Genomic DNA, 18,311 nt, shown 5'->3' with positions numbered 1-18,311 from the left:
GGCTGACACCACCGCACGACCTCGCTGTTGATCGAACATCGTTGTTGATTGAACGGAGCGTGTCCCGGCATGCGGACGATCCCCGAGGAGCTGGCGAAGCGGTACGAGGCGGCCGGGTGGTGGAAGCCCGAGACCCTCGGCGACCTGCTCGCCACCGGCTTGGCTGCCGCGCCCGACGCCCAGTTCCGGGTGCACTCGGCGGTCCGGCCCTACGAGGGCACCTTCCGTGACGTGGAACTGCTCGCCCGCCGCCTCGCCGCCGGGCTGCGCGCCCGCGGGATCGGCCCCGGTGACGTCGTCGCGCTCCAGCTGCCGAACTGGGTCGAGGCGGCGGCCGGCTTCTGGGCGTCGGCGCTGCTCGGCGCGGTCACGGTGCCGATCGTGCACTTCTACGGCCGCAAGGAGCTCGGCTACATCCTGCGGACGGCGAAGCCGAAGGTCTTCCTGACCGCGGAGCGGTTCGGCCGGCTGGAGTTCCAGCCGGACCTGTGCGCCGACATCCCGGTCGTCGGCGTCGTCGGCCGTGACCTCGATGGCCGTCACTTCGACGCGCTGCTGGCCGACGAGCCGCTGGCCGGCGTCGTGGCGGCCGACCCGGCCACACCCGCGGTGATCGCGTTCACCTCCGGGACGACCAAGGACCCGAAGGGCGTGGTGCACAGCCACCAGACGCTCGGGTTCGAGACCCGCCAGCTCGCCGGCCTGATGCCGGCAGACCGGGGCGCGCAGGTCACCGGAGCGCCGGTCGGCCACTTCATCGGCATGCTCAACGCGCTGCTGATCCCGGTGCTCGACGGGATGCCGATCAACCTGCTCGACGTCTGGGACCCGGGCAAGGTGCTGGCCCTGCTGGCCGACGGCCTCACCATCGGCGGCGGCGCGACGTACTTCGTCACGAGCCTGATCGACCACCCCGACTTCGAGGTGGCGAAGCACCTCGACGGGATGCGCTACGCGGGCCTGGGCGGATCGTCGGTGCCGGCGGCGGTCACCACCCGCCTGTCCGACCTCGGCGTGACCGTCTTCCGGTCCTACGGCAGCACGGAGCACCCGTCGATCACCGGCTCCCGGTACGTCGCCCCGCGGGACAAGCGGCTGTTCACCGACGGCGACCCGATGGAGGGCGTCGAGATCAGGCTCGCCGAGGACGGCGAGATCCTCAGCCGCGGCCCGGACCTGTGCCTGGGCTACCTCGACGACGAGCTGACCGCGCGGGCCTTCGACGACGAGGGCTGGTACCACACCGGCGACGTCGGAGCCCTTGACGCCGACGGGTATCTGACGATCGTGGACCGCAAGGCGGACTTCATCATCCGCGGTGGCGAGAACATCAGCGCCCTGGAGGTCGAGGAGGCACTGCTCACGCTCCCCGCGATCGCGGAGGTCGCCGTGGTCGCGGCCCCGGACCCGCGGCTGGGGGAGCACGCCGCCGCCGTCCTGCGGCTGCTGCCGGGGCACGCGGTTCCGACGCTGGAGGAGCTGCGGGCGCACCTGCAGGGCGTGGGCCTGGCCAGGCAGAAGTGGCCGGAGGAGATCCACACCGTCGAGGACTTCCCGCGCACCCCCAGTGGCAAGATCCAGAAGGCGCTGCTCCGGCGGGACATTGCGACCGGACAGACCAGAGAATAGGATTCTCGCATTCAGCAAGGAGGGGTCTCATGTCCACGAACTCGGTGACGCCGCGCTCGCCGTACGCGGTCTTCGACGCGGACAACCACATGTACGAGACCAAGGACGCCTTCACCAAGTACCTGCCGAAGGAGTTCGAGGGCGCGATCCGGTACGTGGAGGTCGAGGGTCGCACCAAGATCGCCATTCGGGGCCAGATCAGCGAGTACATCCCGAACCCGACGTTCGACGTCGTGGCGCGGCCGGGCGCCCAGGAGGACTACTTCCGCGTCGGCAACCCGGAGGGCAAGTCCTACCGCGAGATCGTCGGCAAGCCGATGCGCGCGATCCCCGCGTTCCGTGAGCCGGCCGCCCGCCTGGAGCTGATGAACGAGCAGGGCCTGGACCGGACCCTGATGTTCCCGACGCTCGCGAGCCTGCTCGAGGAGCGGATGCGCGACGACCCCGAGCTGACCCACGCCGTCGTCCACGCGCTGAACGAGTGGATGTACGAGACCTGGCAGTTCAACTACGCCGACCGGATCTACTCCACCCCGGTCATCACGCTGCCGATCGTCGAGAAGGCGATCGAGGAGCTGGAGTGGGTCGTCGCCCGCGGCGCCCGCGTCATCCTGGTCCGGCCCGCGCCGGTCCCCGGCCTCGGCGGCTCGCGCTCGTTCGGCCTGCCGGAGTTCGACCCGTTCTGGGCGAAGGTCGTCGAGCACGGCGTGCTGGTCGGCATGCACTCCTCGGACAGCGGCTACGTCCGGTACCAGAGCGACTGGGACTCGAACAAGCGCGAGTACCTGCCGTTCAAGCCGGACGTGTTCAAGATGGTCAGCCAGTGGCGCCCGATCGAGGACTCCGTCGCGGCGATGGTCTGCCACGGCGCGCTGTCCCGGTTCCCCGAGCTGAAGATCGCCGTCATCGAGAACGGCGCCTCCTGGGTCGCCCCGCTGATGAAGTCGCTCAAGGACGCGTACAAGAAGTACCCGCAGGGCTTCGACGAGCACCCGTTCGACGTGATGCGCCGCAACGTCAACATCTCCCCCTTCTGGGAGGAGAGCTACGCGGACCTCGGTGAGCTGCTCGGCATCGACCGGATCCTGTTCGGTTCGGACTACCCGCACCCCGAGGGCCTCGGTGACCCGGTGTCCCATGTCTCGGAGCTGGGCGACCTCAGCGAGGAGGACAAGGTCAAGGTCATGGGTGGCAACCTCGCCAAGCTGATCGACGGCTGACCGGCCCGGTGACAGACAACGTCAGGGTCGAAGGCGACCTGCGGATCGCGGGGACCACGGACAGCCCGACCTTCCAGGGCCTGCCGTGGGACACCATCCCGGAGATGGTGCTCAGCACCGCCACCCGGTTCGGCGACGCGGAGGCGCTCGTCGACGGCGACCTGCGCCTCACCTATGTCCAGTTCACCGAGCGGGTCCGCGCGGCCGCCGGTGCCTTCGCCGAGCTGGGTGTCGAGGCCGGTGACCGGGTGGCCCTCTGGGCGCCGAACTCGGCCGAGTGGGCCATCGCCGCGTTCGGCCTGCTCACGGCCGGCGGGGTGCTGGTCCCGGTCAACACCCGGTACAAGGCCGCCGAGGCCGCGGACATCATCGTGCGCAGCGGCGCGAAGGCGGTGCTCACCCAGCCCGGCTTCCTCGGCATCGACTACGAGATCCCGGCCGGCGTCACCGGCGTCGACCTGAAGTCGGACTTCCTCACGTCCGGCTCGCCGTTCGAGCGCAAGGTGGACGGCGGCGACATCGCCGACATCATCTTCACCTCCGGCACGACCGGGCGCCCCAAGGGCGTGATGATGAACCACCGCCAGACGCTGCGGCTCTACAGCGAGTGGACGTACCAGGCCCAGCTCGGCGAGGGCGACCGGTACCTGATGATCAACCCGTACTTCCACACGTTCGGGCTCAAGGCCGGCCTCATCGCGTCCCTGATCAAGGGCGCGACGATGTTCCCGCTGGCCGTGTTCGACGTCGCCACGGTCGCCGAGATCGTGGAGCGCGAGAAGATCACGATGCTGCCGGGCGCGCCGACCGTCTACCAGTCGCTGCTGGAGGCGATCGGCTCGGGCCAGATCGCCGGCCGGGACCTGTCGTCGCTGCGCTGCGCGGTCACCGGTTCGGCGGACATCCCGGTGGAGCTGATCCGCCGGATGAAGCAGGAGCTGCCGTTCCAGCACATCATGACCGGCTACGGCCTCACCGAGGCCGGCACCGCGACGGCCTCGCGGCCCGGCGACTCGTTCGAGGACATCGCCACCACGGTCGGCGCGCCCTGCGACGGCATCGAGGTGGCCATCGCGGGTGACAGCGAGGTGCTGATCCGCGGCTACAGCGTCATGCAGGGCTACTTCGAGAACCCGGCGGCGACCACCGACACGATCGACGCCGACGGCTGGCTGCACACCGGCGACCTCGGCTCGATGGACGACCGCGGCTACGTGAAGATCATCGGCCGCAAGAAGGACATGTTCATCGTCGGCGGGTTCAACGCCTACCCGGCCGAGATCGAGGGCTACCTGCTGGAGCACCCGGCCATCGCCCAGGCGGCCGTCATCGGCGTGCCCGACGCGCGGATGGGCGAGGTGTGCAAGGCCTTCCTCGTGAAGCGGTCGGGCGCCGAGGTGACGGCCGACGAGATCATCGCCTGGTCCAAGGAGCGGATGGCCGGCTTCAAGGCGCCCCGGTTCGTCGAGTTCCTCGACGCGCTCCCGCTGAACGCCACCGGCAAGGTCGTGAAGGACCAGCTGCGATGACCGACGAGATCACGACCAACTCCGGGATTCCGATCCGGCCGGTCTACGGGCCGGCGGACCGGACGGCCGAGCCGCCGGACCCGGGCACGTACCCGTTCACCCGGGGCAACTTCGCCAAGGGCTACCGCGGCCGGCTGTGGACGTTCCGCCAGTACTCGGGCTTCGGCACGCCGGAGGAGTCCAACGAGCGCTACCGCTACCTGCTCGGGCAGGGCGGCACCGGCCTGTCGGTCGCGCTCGACCTGCCAACCCAGTGCGGCTACGACTCCGACGACCCGGAGTTCACCGAGGAGGTCGGCCGGGTCGGCGTCGCGATCGACACCCTGGCCGACGCGGAGATCCTGTTCGCGGACATCCCGCTCGACAAGATCTCGACCAGCTTCACCATCAACGGCACCGCCGCGATCCTGCTGGCGTTCTACGTCGCCGCGGCCGAGAAGGCGGGCGTCCCGCGCGCCAAGCTCACCGGCACCATCCAGAACGACATCCTCAAGGAGTACGCCTCCCGCGGGACCTGGATCTGGCCGGCCGAGCCGTCGCTGCGGCTGATCGCCGACACGATCGAGTTCTGTGCCGCCGAGGTGCCCCGCTTCAACGCCATCTCGGTCGCCGGGGCGCACTTCCGCGACGCGGGCGCGACCGCCGTCCAGGAGATGGCGTTCACCCTCGCCGACGGCGTCACCTACGTCGACACGGTGCTCGCCCGGGGCCGGATGACGATCGAGCAGTTCGCCCCGCAGGTGTCCTTCTTCTTCTACACGCACGGCGACTTCTTCGAGGAGATCGCCAAGTACCGGGCCGGCCGGCGCCGCTGGGCGACCCTGGTGCGGGAGCGGTGGGGCGCGACCAGCGACAAGGCGGCCATGTTCCGCTTCGGCTGTGTGTCGGGCGGGGCGTCGCTGTTCGCGCCACAGGCGCAGAACAACATCGTGCGGGTCGCCTACGAGTCGCTGGCCTCGGTGCTCGGCGGCGTGCAGTCGATGTTCACCGCCGCCTGGGACGAGCCGTTCGCGCTGCCGAGCGAGGACTCCGCGACGATGGCGCTGCGCACCCAGCAGATCCTGGCCTACGAGACCGGCGTGACCCGGACCGCTGACCCGCTCGGTGGCTCCTACTTCGTCGAGGCGCTCACCGACGAGACCGAGGCCCGGATCAAGGAGATCATGGACGACCTCGAGCGGCGCGGCGGCATGGTCCGCGCCATCGAGGAGGGCTACCTGCAGCGCATGATCGCCGACGAGTCCTACCGGCTGCAGCAGGAGATCGAGGACGGCACCCGCCCGATCGTCGGCGTGAACCGGTTCGTCTCCGAGGAGCCGGCCCCCGACCTCGCCACCTACGAGCTCGACGCCGACGGCCGCGACCGCCAGCTCAAGCGGCTCGCCCAGGTCAAGGCGGACCGGGACGGCGCCGCCGTGAAGGAGAAGCTCGCGGCCCTCACGACGGCCGCGGAGGGAGACGCCAACCTGATGCCCCATCTGATCGACTGCGCCGGCGCCTACTGCACGGTCGGCGAGATGGTCGCCGCCCTGAAGTCGGTCTGGGGCGAGTTCCAGCAGCCGGTGGTGTTCTGATGACTGACGCGCCGATTCCCGCGGCGACCCCGGCCGAGGCATTCGCGGCGACCCCGGCCGAGGCATTCGCGGCGACCCCGGCCGAGACTCCTTTGGCCACTCCCGTGCGGGTGCTCGTCGCCAAGCCCGGTCTCGACGGCCACGACCGAGGCGCGAAGATCGTGTCGCGGGCGCTGCGGGACGCCGGCTTCGAGGTGATCTTCACGGGGATTCGGCAGAAGGTCGACGACATCGTCGCGGTGGCCGTCCAGGAGGACGTCGCGCTGGTCGGCCTGTCGATCCTGTCCGGCGCGCACATGGCGCTGACGACCCGGGTCATCGAGGGCCTGAAGGCCGCGTCCGCCGACGACATCGCGGTCGTCGTCGGCGGCACGATCCCGCTGACGGACGTCCCGAAGCTGCGCGAGCTCGGCGCCGTGGCGGTCTTCCCGACGGGCACCCCGCTCGTCGACGTCGTCTCCGGCGTCCGGGCGGTCACCGGCGCGGCCAGCGCCGCGTGACTACCGCTCACCGGCCGGTGAGCTGAGACTGAGCCTCTCCCGCCGTCGTCGCCGAGCCGCGCCTCGGCCGGCGTGGGCGGGAGAAGGCACGCCAGGTTTGGCTGCTCGCAGAGTGAAGGTGGAGACATGGTGCGGTTCGGCGTGATGATCGGCCCCGAGCGTGGCGACTCCGCGCGCAAGGCCGCGCGGATGCTCGACGACGTCCGCTGGGCCGAGAGCGCGGGCATGGACACCGCCTGGATTCCCCAGGTCCCGACGGACTTCGACGCTCTGATCACGGTCGCCCTGATGGGCACGGTGACCGAGCGGATCGAGCTGGGTACCGCGGTGGTGCCGCTGCAGCCGCAGCACCCGATCGCGCTGGCCCGCTCGGCGATGTCGGCGCACGCCGCGACGAACGGCCGGCTCGCGCTCGGCGTCGGCCCGTCGCACCACTGGATCGTCAAGGACATGCTCGGCCTGCCCTACGACAAGCCGGCGGCCTTCACCCGCGACTACCTCGAGGTGCTCAACGCCGCCTTCGCGGGGACCGGCAGCGCCGACGTCGAGAACGCCACCTTCACGGTGCACAACCCGCTGGGCCTGACCCCGATCGGGCCGCTGCCCGTGCTGGTGGCCGCGCTCGGCCCGGTGATGCTGCGGATCGCCGGCGAGCAGGCCGACGGCACCGTCCTGTGGCTCGCCGACGAGCGTGCCGTCGGCGACCACATCGCGCCGAAGATCACCAAGGCGGCCGAGGGTGCCGGCAAGCCGGCGCCGCGGATCGTCGCGGGCCTCCCGGTCTGCCTGTGCCGGCCGGACGAGGTCGAGGAGGCCAAGGCCCGCGCGAACCGGATCCTCGGCGAGGCCGAGGTGTCCCCGAACTACCAGCGGCTGCTCGACGCCGGGGACGCCCAGGACGTCGGCGACCTCGCGGCCGTCGGCGACGAGGGGATGATCGCCGCCCGCATCCAGCGGTTCATCGACGCCGGCGTCACCGACGTCTCCGCCCGGCTGCTGCCGATCGGCGACAACCGCGACGAGCTGGTCGCCTCGAAGCGCCGCACCCGCGAGGTCTACGCCCAGATCGCCGCGGACCTCCGTAAGTGAGGCTGGCGCTGCGCGCCAGCCGTCGGGCGCTAGGCGCCCTCCTACGTGGTTCGAGGCCGAGGTCCATCAGCGTGGCCCGGCTGGTCACGGGTCGATGGGGTGGCTGAGTTGACGCTGCGCCAGAGCGCTGCCGCCACACGGCGGTGCGTGCCGCGCGCGGAGGGGGTGCGCTGGTGGAACGCAATCGGGACACCATGAGCAGTTCTGCCGGCAGCCAAGGGCCGCTCGCCGGGATCAGGATCCTCGAGGCCGGCCATATTCTGGCCGGTCCGTATGCCTCGATGATGTTGTCGGATCTCGGCGCGGAGGTCACCAAGGTCGAGCCGCCGACCGGTGACATGTCCCGGCAGGTCAGCGACGCCTACTTCGCCAGCCTCAACCGTGGCAAGCGCAGCGTCTGTCTCGACCTGACCGGGCCGGCGGGGCAGGAGAAGCTGCACGAGCTGGTAACGGACGCGCACGCGCTGATCGTCAACCAGAAGCCGTCGGCGATCCGCAAGCTCGGGCTCACCTACGAGGCGCTGAAGCAGTACAACGAGAAGATCGTCTGTGTCGCCGTCACGGGCTACGGCCTCTACGGCAGCGACGACCCGGCGTTCGACTACGTGATCCAGGCGGCCACCGGCGTCGCGGCGATGACCGGCGAGCCGGACGGCCCGCCGACCCTGCCGGGCTACTCGGCGGCGGACAACTCCGCCGGCCTCACGGCCGCGCTCGGCCTGCTCGCCCAGATCATCGCCGGCCGGGGTGGCCAGATCGACGTGTCCCTGCGCGACGTGATGCTCTCGCAGCTGAACTACAAGGCGTCCGCCTACCTGAACGAGGGCGCGCCACCCGTCCGCCACCCGTTCGGCGCGCACCCGTTCTACGTGCCGGCCCAGCTGTTCCCTACCGCCGACGGCTTTCTCGCGATGTTCCTGACCCACGACCGCTACTGGCGGACGTTCGTCACCGAGGCCGCCGTCCCCGAGGCGGAGATCGCCGCCTTCCCGACCATGGCCGACCGGTCGGCGAACCGGGACAAGGTCGTGGAAGCCGTCACCAGAGCGCTGGCGGCCGACACGGCGCGCGGCTGGGAGGCCCGGCTGCGCCCCCTGGGCATCCCGGTCGCCGCGGTCCGCACCCTGCCCGAGGCGCTCGCCGAGGCCCCGGACCGCGTCATCGAGACCGCCGGCTACCGCCTGGTCGCCAACCCCATCCGCATCGACGGCCACACGACGTCCTACGGCCCGCCCCCCACCCTCGGCGAACACGGCACCGCCTGAGCCCCAACGAAACGAGCCCGGCCCCCACGAGGGGCCGGGCTCGTCGTGCACTCGGGGCTATTCGTACTTGACGATGACCTTCTCGGACTGGGGGAGGCCCTGGCAGGTCAGGACGTAGCCGTCGGCGACCTCGTCCTCGGTGAGCGCGTCGTTGACCCGCATGGTGACCTCGCCCTCCTCGACGTGCGCCATGCAGGTCGCGCAGGTGCCCGACTCGCAGGAGAACGGCGGGGTGAGGCCGGCGCGGCGCGCGCTTTCGAGCAGGGTCTCGTTGGGCCGGCGCGGCACGGTGGCCTTCTTGCGGCCGAGGATGATCGTCACGCTGCCTTCGAGGACCTTGCTGGCCTCGGAGCCGGCGCCGGCCGCGGGCTCCTCCTCCTGGGGCGGCAGCGGCGCGGTGCCGCCGAACCGCTCGATGAACAGCTTCCCCGGCCCGGGCACGGCGGCCTCGACGAGATCCATGAACGGCGTCGGCCCGCAGATGTAGATGTCCGCGCCGACGTCGTCACCGAGGAACTCCCGGATCGCGGCCGGGTCCAGGAAACCCGCGTCGGCGTCCAGATGCCGGGTCACGGTGAGCCGGCCGGGGTACTGCTCGGCCAGCTCGGTCAGCGCCTGCCAGAAGATGGCCGCCGACTGGTCGCGGTCGGCGCACAGCAGCCGGACCTGGCGGTTCGTCGTCGCGAGCGCGCTCTTGGCCAGCGAGATGACCGGGGTGATCCCGCTGCCGCCGCAGAAGCCGATGAGCGGGACGTCGGTCTCGCGCAGGCAGAAGACGCCGTGCGGCTTGGTCAGCTCGACCTCGTCGCCCTTGGCCAGATTGTCGATCAGCCAGTTCGACACCGCGCCGGTGGGCACCCGCTTGACGGTCACCGCCAGCTCGCCGTCGGTCTCCGGCGCGCTGGACATCGAGTAGCTGCGCAGCAGCTCCTCACCGCCGATGGTGACCTTGAACGTGCAGAACTGACCGGCGCGGTATTCCCATGGACCGTCGAGCGGTACGAGGGCGAACGTGCGGGCGTCCGCGGTCTCCTCGATCACCCGGCTCACGGTCGCACGCTGGAAGAGCGGAGGTCTCGGCATGTGACGGCATCCTCTGGTATTAAGGTTCTATCCAGGTGAGAATACAGTTTCCGCGCGCCTGGCAGGAGCTGAGACGGGAGCCTCCCCATGGCGATCCTCGTCTTCGAGGAGCAGGAGTACAGCCTGGCCAGGCTGGATGCCCTGACCGGCGCCTTGGCTGTCAGGCTCGCGGACCGCGGTGTCCGCCCCGGTGACCGCGTCGCGCTGATGTCGTCGACCCGGCCCGAGTTCATCATCGCGGTTAGGGCCATCTGGCGCCTAGGGGCCGCCGTCGTCCTGCTCAGCCCCTCCTGGAAGCGCGCTGACGTCGCGCACGCCCTGGCGGTAAGCGAGCCGGCGCATGCCATCGGTGACCATCCAGTTCTCGCCGACCTGATGCCGATGGTGCACCTGGACGAGCCCCTGGAGGGTGTCGACGCCGGTGTTTCCCCGGTCACGCCGGTTCCCGCGCCCGACCCGGCCGCCGACGCGGTGTTCGTGTTCAGCTCCGGCACCACCGGCCTGCCCAAGGCCGTCCGGCACACGCACGCCTCGTTCGCCGCCGCCGTCGACGACTGGCGCGCCGTGCTCGGCATGACGTCGGCCGACCGGATCCAGGTCGCCACCCCGCCGTCCCACATCCTAGGGATCCTCAACATCGTCACCGCGCTGGAGACGGGCGCGTGGATGCGGCTGCACCGCCGGTTCGACCTGGACACGGTGCTCGCCTGCATCCAGGACGACCGGATCACCATCGAGATGGCCGTCGCGCCGATCGCGCTCGCGATCGCGGCGCACCCGAAGCTGGAGTCGTTCGACCTGTCGTCGCTGCGCTACATCATGTGGGGCGCGACGCCCGTGACGGCCAGCGTCGCGCAGACCGTGACCCGCCGCGCCGGGGTGGCGTGGCTTCCCGCCTACGGGGCGAGCGAGCTGCCGGTCATCGCCTGCAACCCGCTGGACGGCGCCAGGCTCGACAGCGTCGGCCTGGCCGCGCCCGGGGTCGAGCTGCGGGTCGTGGACCTGGAGACCGGCGTTCCCGTCCCGCCGGGGGAGACCGGGGAGATTCAGGCCCGCTCGCCGTCGCTGATGATCGGCTACCTGCCGACGGAGGCCAACGCGGACGCGTTCCAGGACGGCTGGTACCGCACCGGTGACGTCGGGACCATCGATGCCGACGGCTGGGTGCGGCTCACCGACCGGCGCAAGGAGATGATCAAGGTGCGCGGCTTCCAGGTCGCGCCCGCCGAGGTCGAGACGGTGCTGCACGGTCATCCGGCGGTCGCCGACTGCGCGGTGTTCGGGGTCCCTGACCCCGCGGACGGGGAGTCGATCGTCGCCGCGGTCACCGTCGCGGGCGGCGCCGACCCGGCCGGCCTGGCCGAGGAACTCGTCACGCTGGTCGGTGACCGGCTCGCGTCCTACAAGCGGCCGAGGCGGATCGTGTTCGTCCCCGAGATCCCGCGGCTGCCCTCCGGGAAGGTGCTGCGCCGCCTCCTGCGCGACCAGGTACTGGACGTCGCGGTCGACCCGCCGGCCCCCGGGTGACGGCCGGGCCGCCGTCGGTGCCCCCGCCACTTTCTGCTCACATCGCGCGGCGCGACCGCGACGGGTGCGGTAGACCGGTACCAGACTTGACGTCAATATAGACATACGGGCGGGCGGGGGCGGCCCGGACGCGATCGCCGCGCTGGTGCCGCGGCGAGGCTGGCGGCCACCTGGCCGCCAGGGCGAACGACGTCGTGATCGTCGAGTGGTTCGGGCGCTGCCAGACGCCCGCGGCTGGCTGCAGAGAACGCTGGAAACTTCAAGGAGCGGCATGGACGTTCGTCTGACGACTGAGCAGCGCGAGCTGCGGGACGCGGCCGCCCGGCTCGCGGACGACCTCGGGCCGGGCTCCGTGCTCGACCTCGCCGACGACGACCGCGCCGCCCGCCTGGAGAAGGCGATCGCCGCGACCGGCTGGCGGACGCTGCGGTCCGACGGCGCCTCCGGCGTCGAGGTCGCACTGGTCGTCGAGGAGTTCGCTCGCGGGCTCGTCGACGTGCCGTTCTCGGGCCCGGTGCTGGCCGACGACCTGCACAGCCGGCTGACCACGGACGGCGAGGTGGCCGACGCCGCCGCACTCGACGCCGCCGTGTCCAGCCTGACGACCGTCGTCGTCGACGGGCTCGCGCCCGACGCCAAGGGCATGCACGGCCTGCTCGGCCTCGACGGCACGGCGGTGCTGGCCGGCACGCTCGGCGCGACCGAGCTCGGTGTCGACCTGACCAGGCTGGTCGGCGGCCCCGCCACCGCGCTGGCGGCGGTCGGCACGGTCGACGGCGAGGCGGCGGCGAAGGCCCGCGCGCTCGCCCTGGTCGTCACGGCCGCCGACATGCTGGGGGCGGCCCGCGGCGCGCAGGCGCTCGCCGTCGAGTACAGCAAGGTGCGGTCCCAGTACGGCCACGCGATCGGCTCCTACCAGGCCGTGGCGCACCTGCTCGCCGAGGCGCTGGCGCTGGTCGAGGGCTCGGTCAGCGTGCTGCGGCACGCGGCCTGGGCCGTCGACGAGCTGTCGGCCGCCGAGGCGGTCCAGGCGGCGCTGATCGCCAAGGTCTACGTCGAGCGGGCCGCCCGGACCATCTGCGAGACCTCGATCCAGGTGCACGGTGGCATCGGCAACACCTGGGAGTGCCTCGCTCACGTCTACCTGCGGCGGGTGCTGACGTCCGCCGAGCTGTTCCCCGCGAAGCTGGAGGAGATCGACCTTGGACTTTCGTGACTCCGCGGAGGAAGCCGCGTTCCGCGCGCGGCTGCGGGAATGGCTGGCCGGCAACGTCGCGGACTTCAAGGCGACCGGCGACGACTACTGGCACCAGGCGGGCCGCTGGCACACCGCCCTGTACGAGGGCGGCTTCTTCGGCCTGAGCTGGCCTAAGCGGTTCGGCGGGCAGGACCTGGCGCCGGTCTACGACGTCATCCTCGACGAGGAGCTGGCGATCGCCGGCGCGCCGCCGCGGCCGAGCCTGGGCTACCTGGCGCACGGACTCGGCGCGCACGCCAGCGACGAGGTGCAGCTACGCTTCCTCCCCGGCATGATCAACGGCTCCGAGCGCTGGTGCCAGGGCTTCTCCGAGCCCGGCGCCGGCTCCGACCTCGCCTCCCTGACCACCAGGGCCGAGCTGGACGGCGACGAGTACGTCATCCATGGCCACAAGATCTGGACGAGCTACTCGGACGTCGCCGACTGGTGCCTGCTGCTGGCCCGCACCGACCCGGACGCTCCGCGGCACAAGGGCATCTCCGGCTTCATCATCTCGATGCACCAGCCCGGGATCGAGCAGCGCCCGCTGAAGATGATCAACGGGGTCTCGGCCGAGTTCGGCCAGGTGCTGTTCGACGGTGCCCGGGTGCCGGCCGCGAACATGGTCGGCAAGCCCGGCGACGGCTGGAAGCTCGCGATGACGGTGGTCGGCCACGAGCGGGAGCCGTCCACGCTGGGCTTCTCGGCCCGCTACGGCAAGACCGTCCGCGCGCTGGCCAAGACCGCGGCCGCTGCCGGCGAGACGGTGCCCGACGACCTGCGCTGGGGGGCCGTGCAGGCCGAGATGCTGCGCCTGCACGTCCGCCGCCGCCTGTCCGAGCAGCTCGACGGGGTCACCCACACCTCGGACGGCTCGCTGGACAAGCTGCTGATGACGTGGGTCGAGCAGTCCGTCGGCCACGCGGCCCTCGCGGTCACCGGCACCCGCGACGCCGAGATGCTCGCGACCTATCTGTACAGCCGGTCCCAGAGCGTCATGGGTGGCACGTCGCAGATCCAGAAGAACATCGTCGCGGGCCGCATCCTCGGCCTGCCGGCCAGCTAGGGGATGCGGATGTCCGACAACCTTTACGACCTCCCGGACGAAGTTCAGGTCCGGGCCGACGGCCCGATCCGGATCATCACGCTGAACCGGCCGGACAACCTGAACGCGGTCAACCACGACCTGCACGTCGGGCTCGCCCGGCTCTGGACGCAGCTCAACGAGGACCTCGGCGCCCGGGCCGCGGTCATCACCGGCGCGGGCCGGGCCTTCTCGGCGGGCGGCGACTTCGCCTACCTGAACGTGCTGCGCCAGGACCCCGAGCTGCAGAAGCTGACCATCATGCACGGCCGGGACATCATCCTCGGCATGCTGCGCTGCCGGCTCCCGGTGGTCGCCGCCGTCAACGGCCCGGCGGCCGGTCTCGGCTGCAGCCTGGTCGGGCTCTCGGACATCGTCTACATAGCCGAGAAGGCCTACCTGCTCGACCCGCACGTGCAGGTCGGCCTGGTCGCCGCCGACGGCGGCCCGCTCGTCTGGCCGATGAACACCAGCATGCACTGGGTGAAGGAATACGCGATCACCGGCAAGCGAATCTCGGCCGAGAAGGCGCTGGAGATGGGCCTGGCGAACCACATCGTCGCCGACCCGGTGGCCGAGGCCCTGGAATGCGCGAAGAGCATCGCCGCGCTGCCCCAGCAGGCCGTCGAGGCGACCAAGCGGCTGCTCAACCTGCAGCTGGAGAAGAACGTCCTCGCCTCGCTCGACTACGCGAACTACGCCGAGCAGGTGTCGTTCACCACCGACGATTTCGCCGCCATCATGGCGAAGCTCACCGCGAAGAAGTCCTGACCCGGCCTGGCGGCCTGCCGGTCCGCTGGGCTGCCGGTCCGCCGGGATGATCGCCGTTTTCGCCCTCTGATGGTCGCGATCCGGTGGCAGTTACGACCACGAGAGGGTCGAAACGGCGATCACGGCAGCCGCCGACGAGGCGGCCGGCCGCACAGTTCTCGTTTTCCTGATTGGTTCTGAGGGGTGACGACCGGATGCGACGCACGGTCTACGGTCCGGAGCACGACGCGTTCCGGGCGACGGTCCGGACCTTCCTGGAGAAGGAGGTCGTCGCGCACTACGACGAGTGGGAGGAGCGCGGCATGCCGCCGCGCGACTTCTACACCAAGTGCGGCGAGCTCGGGATCATGGGCCTCGGAATTCCCGAGGAGTACGGCGGCGGCGGTGCCTCGTACCTGTTCAACGCGGTCGTCGCGGAGGAGGCCGGACGCCTCGGCCTCGGCCTCGGCCCACTGCGCATCCACTGCGACATCTCCGTGCCGTACTTCGTCGACCACGCCAACGAGGAGCAGAAGGCTCGCTGGCTGCCGGGCCTGGCCGACGGGTCGCTGGTCTGCGCGCTCGCGCTGACCGAGCCGGGCGCGGGCTCCGACCTCGCCGGCCTCTCGGCGAGCGCCCGCCTCGACGGCGACGAGTACGTCGTGAACGGCTCGAAGACCTTCATCACCGGCGGCCTGAACGCGGACATCTTCCTCACCGCCGTCAAGACCGACCCGACCCAGCGTCACGCAGGCCTCTCGCTCCTGGTCATCGACGCGACGGCTCCCGGTGTCTCCCGGGGCGCCCCGATGAAGAAGATCGGCCTGCACATCCAGGAGGCGTGCGAGATCTTCTTCGACGACGTCCGGGTGCCGGCGGCGAACCTGCTCGGCGAGGTGGGCCAGGGCTTCACCTACCTGACCTCGCACCTGCCCCAGGAGCGGATGTCGATTTCCGTCAACGCGCAGTCGTCGGCGGCGTCGGTCGTCACCCAGACGGTCGAGTACGTCAACGGCCGCAAAGCCTTCGGCAAGACGCTGAGCCATTTCCAGAACACCAAGTTCGTGCTGGCCGACTGCGCCACCCAGGTCGAGGCCGGCTGGGCGATGCTCGACCGGGCCCTGGTCGCGCTCGACGCCGGCGAGCTCACCCCGACCGACGCGGCGAAGGTCAAGCTGTTCGTCACCGAGATGCAGGGCCGGGTCGTCGACGCCTGCCTGCAGCTGTTCGGCGGCTACGGCTACATGACCGAATACCCCGTCGCCCGCGCCTGGGCCGACGCCCGCGTCGGCCGCATCTACGGCGGCTCCTCCGAAATCATGAAAACCATCATCGCCAAGGACCTCGGCCTGTAGCACGGACGGCGCGGATCCTGGATCTGGCTCGGACCAGCATCACGGCACCTAGCGTGATCTGGCCTGGCCTCGTGGTCTTCGCTGGTGTGACGGTCCAGGGACGGTCCAGCCCCTGATCGCGATCCGCGCCGACCGGTCCAAGCCAGGCCGGCGTCAACGCTGCGTAAGGACTGATCGGCTCGTCGCGCGACAACGGTCCGGTTTCGCCTCGCCCTTTCCCTGCTTGACCCGGGCGGAGAAGTGTAGGGCTGGGAGCTTTCCCGTGGGTCAAGATGGCCGGCCGAAGATCCAGGAGGTAACCGAGGCCCGCTCCTGGCGGCGGCTCGCGCGGCAATTTCCATACCAAACTGGCGATCATCGGCTGGTGTCAGGCCTCGTCGGCGTGATGATCGCGGACTTGGTATGCAAATTGGCGCACCGGGTCCGGTATGCCTGGTTTATCCATACGTGGTTCGCGATCATGATGGTTCCGGAGATCGGAAACGGCTGAAGATCACCAGTTGGGTATGGTTTTCGGCCTCACTGACCGAACCGCATCAAAAGACTGGCGGGCCCTGTTCGACGCGGCGCAGGACGGGGGCCAGCGCGTAGAGGTCGGGGCTCTGGATGTGCTGGCGCTCGTCCCACCAGGTGGCGCCGGCGTCGGCCAGCGGGCCGATGACGTCGGCGGCGGTGACCGGTGTTGTCTGGCCGCCGACGACGACCTCAAAGGGGCCGGCGGCCTCGGGTCGAGACTCGGCGATGCGGGTAACCACCCCGCGCACGTCGTCGGGAGCCGGCGGGACGCCGTGGGTGGCACTGGCGAAGAGCGGGACGACTCCGTCCCAGCGTGCGGCGCGCTCCAGTGGGCGCCGGTTCGGCCAGCGGCCGGCGATCCAGACCGGCGGCCGGGGTCGTTGGACGGTGCCGGGCAGCAGCGTGACGTCGTCGACCTGGAAGTGGCGGCCACGGTGGTTGACGGGTGTGCCGGTCCAGTAACGGGCGAGCAGGTCCAGGCCCTCGTCCAGCCGCTCGGCCAGGACGATCGGGTCGGTGGTGTCGCCGAAGCTGCCGAACTCGTCCTCCAGCGGTGCCCCGAGGCCGGCGGCGAAGATGGCGCGGCCATGGCTGGCGGCGTCCAGCGTGGCGACCTGCCGGGCGAGTTGCTCAGGGCGGCGGCGCGCGATGGGCGTGATCAGGGCGCCGAGCCGGATTCGGCTGGTGGCGAGGGCGGCGGCGGTGAGCAGCATCCACGGGTCGCCGAACGGATGGCCGCTGTCCTTGTGCCAGACGACGTGGTCCCAGACGAAGAAGCCGTCCCAGCCGGCGCTCTCCGCGGCGGCGGCGACCTGGGCGACGACGTGGGGATCGGCGAAATCCCCGAAGTTCGGCACGTTGACCGAGAAACGCATGCTCAGTCCTCTCGACGTGGTCGAGCCGGCTCGCCGCGTCCGGCCGACGTCGCCCGACGGACCTTACCGGGCGATCGACCGCGTCCCCGGCGGCCGATCCCCGGCCACAGATCGCTGTTTCCGCCCTCTGGTGGTCATAAACGAGCCCCGCCGACAACCATCAGAGGTCCGAAACGGCGATCATGGCCGCTGCCGCTGCCGCTGGGATCAGGCGGAGCCCTCCACGAAGGGGTAGATGCGGGTGAAGTCGACGTTTGGCTCGGCGTCGGCGAAGCGCTGCCAGATGTCGACGGTGACGTCGCCGACGGTGTGCGGAGTGGCGGCGTCGCGGACCTCGGCCAGGTAGAGGCGGACGTCCTTGGCCATCAGCGTGTTGGCGAAGCCGGAGCCGTAGCGGCCGGTGAGGACGTCGTTGGGGAACTTGTCGTCGGTGGCCGCGCTGCGCCCGGACGACGTGTTCAGGACCTCGATCATCGTCGCCATGTCCAGCCCGGCGGCGACGCCGAACGCCACCGCCTCGCTGGTGGCGGCGAGCGCGGTGGCGGAGAGGAAGTTGTTCGCCAGCTTGAGCGCCTGGCCGAGGCCCGGCTGGCCACCGACGCGCCGGAGCTTGTCGGACAGCCCCCGCAGCACCGGGAGGACGGCCTCGACCGTGTCGTCCGTGCCGGCGTACATGACCGCGAGGCGGCGGGCCTTCGCGCCGGCGACGCCGCCGGAGACCGGAGCGTCGACGTAGCCGATGCCGGCATCGGCGAGCAGTCCGGTGATCTTCTTGGCCGCGGTGACGCCGATGGTGGACGTGTCGATGAGGTGCGCGACCCGGCGCTCGGCGGTGCCGGCGATCTCGGTGGCGACCGACTCGGAGACGATGCCGTTGGGCAGGCTGAACACGACGACGTCGGCCGCGCGGGCGAGCCCGGCGATGTCGGCGGCGAAGGTCGAGCCCTCGGGTGCCCGGTCCGGCCCGGCGACGTCGAAGGCGACGACGTCGAAGCCAGCCACGACGAGGTTGTTCGCCAGCGCCGCGCCCATGTTGCCCAGCCCGACGAAGCCGACGACCGGCGCTCCGACCGTCATC

The 18,311-nt window shown here is 70.9% G+C and carries 15 protein-coding genes; 12 read left to right on the top strand and 3 right to left on the bottom strand.

Annotated elements, in window-relative coordinates; translation table 11 throughout:
- The first annotated feature begins 69 nt into the window (after positions 1-69).
- The 7 genes from FRAEUI1C_RS26910 to FRAEUI1C_RS26880 all read left to right on the top strand — a co-directional run bounded on the left by FRAEUI1C_RS26910 (position 70) and on the right by FRAEUI1C_RS26880 (position 8,806).
- Complete coding sequence (locus tag FRAEUI1C_RS26910) at positions 70-1,629, top strand: AMP-binding protein (protein ID WP_013426520.1); 1,560 nt, start codon at positions 70-72, stop codon at positions 1,627-1,629.
- Between the two features lie 29 nt (positions 1,630-1,658).
- Complete coding sequence (locus tag FRAEUI1C_RS26905; RefSeq protein ID WP_013426519.1) at positions 1,659-2,849, top strand: amidohydrolase family protein; 1,191 nt, start codon at positions 1,659-1,661, stop codon at positions 2,847-2,849.
- Positions 2,850-2,857: 8 nt separating this feature from the next.
- Positions 2,858-4,378 (top strand): FadD3 family acyl-CoA ligase, encoded by a 1,521-nt coding sequence (locus tag FRAEUI1C_RS26900; protein ID WP_013426518.1) that lies wholly within the window; start codon positions 2,858-2,860, stop codon positions 4,376-4,378.
- Complete coding sequence (locus FRAEUI1C_RS26895; protein ID WP_013426517.1) at positions 4,375-5,952, top strand: methylmalonyl-CoA mutase family protein; 1,578 nt, start codon at positions 4,375-4,377, stop codon at positions 5,950-5,952. Before FRAEUI1C_RS26900 ends, FRAEUI1C_RS26895 begins: the two co-directional genes overlap by 4 nt.
- The gene (locus tag FRAEUI1C_RS26890; RefSeq protein ID WP_013426516.1) at positions 5,952-6,452 is read left to right on the top strand and encodes a cobalamin B12-binding domain-containing protein; all 501 of its coding nucleotides are present in this window, start codon (positions 5,952-5,954) and stop codon (positions 6,450-6,452) included. Before FRAEUI1C_RS26895 ends, FRAEUI1C_RS26890 begins: the two co-directional genes overlap by 1 nt.
- A gap of 129 nt (positions 6,453-6,581) precedes the next feature.
- A complete protein-coding gene (locus tag FRAEUI1C_RS26885; protein ID WP_041261521.1) occupies positions 6,582-7,541 on the top strand; it encodes an LLM class F420-dependent oxidoreductase in 960 nt (319 codons plus the stop codon).
- A gap of 194 nt (positions 7,542-7,735) precedes the next feature.
- Positions 7,736-8,806: a CaiB/BaiF CoA transferase family protein gene (locus FRAEUI1C_RS26880; protein WP_041259660.1), complete on the top strand. Its 1,071-nt coding sequence runs from the start codon at positions 7,736-7,738 to the stop codon at positions 8,804-8,806.
- Between the two features lie 57 nt (positions 8,807-8,863).
- Here the strand turns inward: FRAEUI1C_RS26880 and FRAEUI1C_RS26875 are convergent, their stop codons facing one another.
- The gene (locus tag FRAEUI1C_RS26875) at positions 8,864-9,889 is read right to left on the bottom strand and encodes a ferredoxin--NADP reductase (protein WP_013426513.1); all 1,026 of its coding nucleotides are present in this window, start codon (positions 9,887-9,889) and stop codon (positions 8,864-8,866) included.
- Between the two features lie 87 nt (positions 9,890-9,976).
- Here FRAEUI1C_RS26875 and FRAEUI1C_RS26870 point away from each other — a divergent pair, with 87 nt between their 5' ends.
- The 5 genes from FRAEUI1C_RS26870 to FRAEUI1C_RS26850 all read left to right on the top strand — a co-directional run bounded on the left by FRAEUI1C_RS26870 (position 9,977) and on the right by FRAEUI1C_RS26850 (position 15,842).
- Positions 9,977-11,416, top strand: a complete 1,440-nt coding sequence (locus FRAEUI1C_RS26870) for a class I adenylate-forming enzyme family protein (RefSeq protein WP_013426512.1) — start codon at positions 9,977-9,979, stop codon at positions 11,414-11,416.
- 271 nt (positions 11,417-11,687) lie between these two features.
- Positions 11,688-12,632 (top strand): acyl-CoA dehydrogenase family protein, encoded by a 945-nt coding sequence (locus FRAEUI1C_RS26865; protein WP_013426511.1) that lies wholly within the window; start codon positions 11,688-11,690, stop codon positions 12,630-12,632.
- Positions 12,619-13,719: an acyl-CoA dehydrogenase family protein gene (locus FRAEUI1C_RS26860; protein ID WP_013426510.1), complete on the top strand. Its 1,101-nt coding sequence runs from the start codon at positions 12,619-12,621 to the stop codon at positions 13,717-13,719. The genes FRAEUI1C_RS26865 and FRAEUI1C_RS26860 overlap by 14 nt, the downstream gene beginning before the upstream one ends.
- A gap of 9 nt (positions 13,720-13,728) precedes the next feature.
- Positions 13,729-14,508, top strand: coding sequence for an enoyl-CoA hydratase/isomerase family protein (locus tag FRAEUI1C_RS26855; RefSeq protein WP_013426509.1), 780 nt, complete (start codon positions 13,729-13,731; stop codon positions 14,506-14,508).
- Between the two features lie 194 nt (positions 14,509-14,702).
- Positions 14,703-15,842, top strand: a complete 1,140-nt coding sequence (locus FRAEUI1C_RS26850; protein WP_013426508.1) for an acyl-CoA dehydrogenase family protein — start codon at positions 14,703-14,705, stop codon at positions 15,840-15,842.
- 536 nt (positions 15,843-16,378) lie between these two features.
- On the opposite strand, the gene FRAEUI1C_RS26840 is transcribed toward FRAEUI1C_RS26850, so the two are convergent.
- Positions 16,379-17,233 (bottom strand): LLM class flavin-dependent oxidoreductase, encoded by an 855-nt coding sequence (locus FRAEUI1C_RS26840; protein WP_013426506.1) that lies wholly within the window; start codon positions 17,231-17,233, stop codon positions 16,379-16,381.
- Positions 17,234-17,440: 207 nt separating this feature from the next.
- Positions 17,441-18,310, bottom strand: coding sequence for an NAD(P)-dependent oxidoreductase (locus FRAEUI1C_RS26835; protein ID WP_013426505.1), 870 nt, complete (start codon positions 18,308-18,310; stop codon positions 17,441-17,443).
- Position 18,311 lies beyond the last annotated feature (1 nt).

It is taken from the genome of Pseudofrankia inefficax, from assembly GCF_000166135.1.
Taxonomy (GTDB): domain Bacteria; phylum Actinomycetota; class Actinomycetes; order Frankiales; family Frankiaceae; genus Pseudofrankia; species Pseudofrankia inefficax.
Note: the sequence above shows the minus strand (reverse complement) of the source record. Positions and strands in the feature narration are given on the sequence as shown.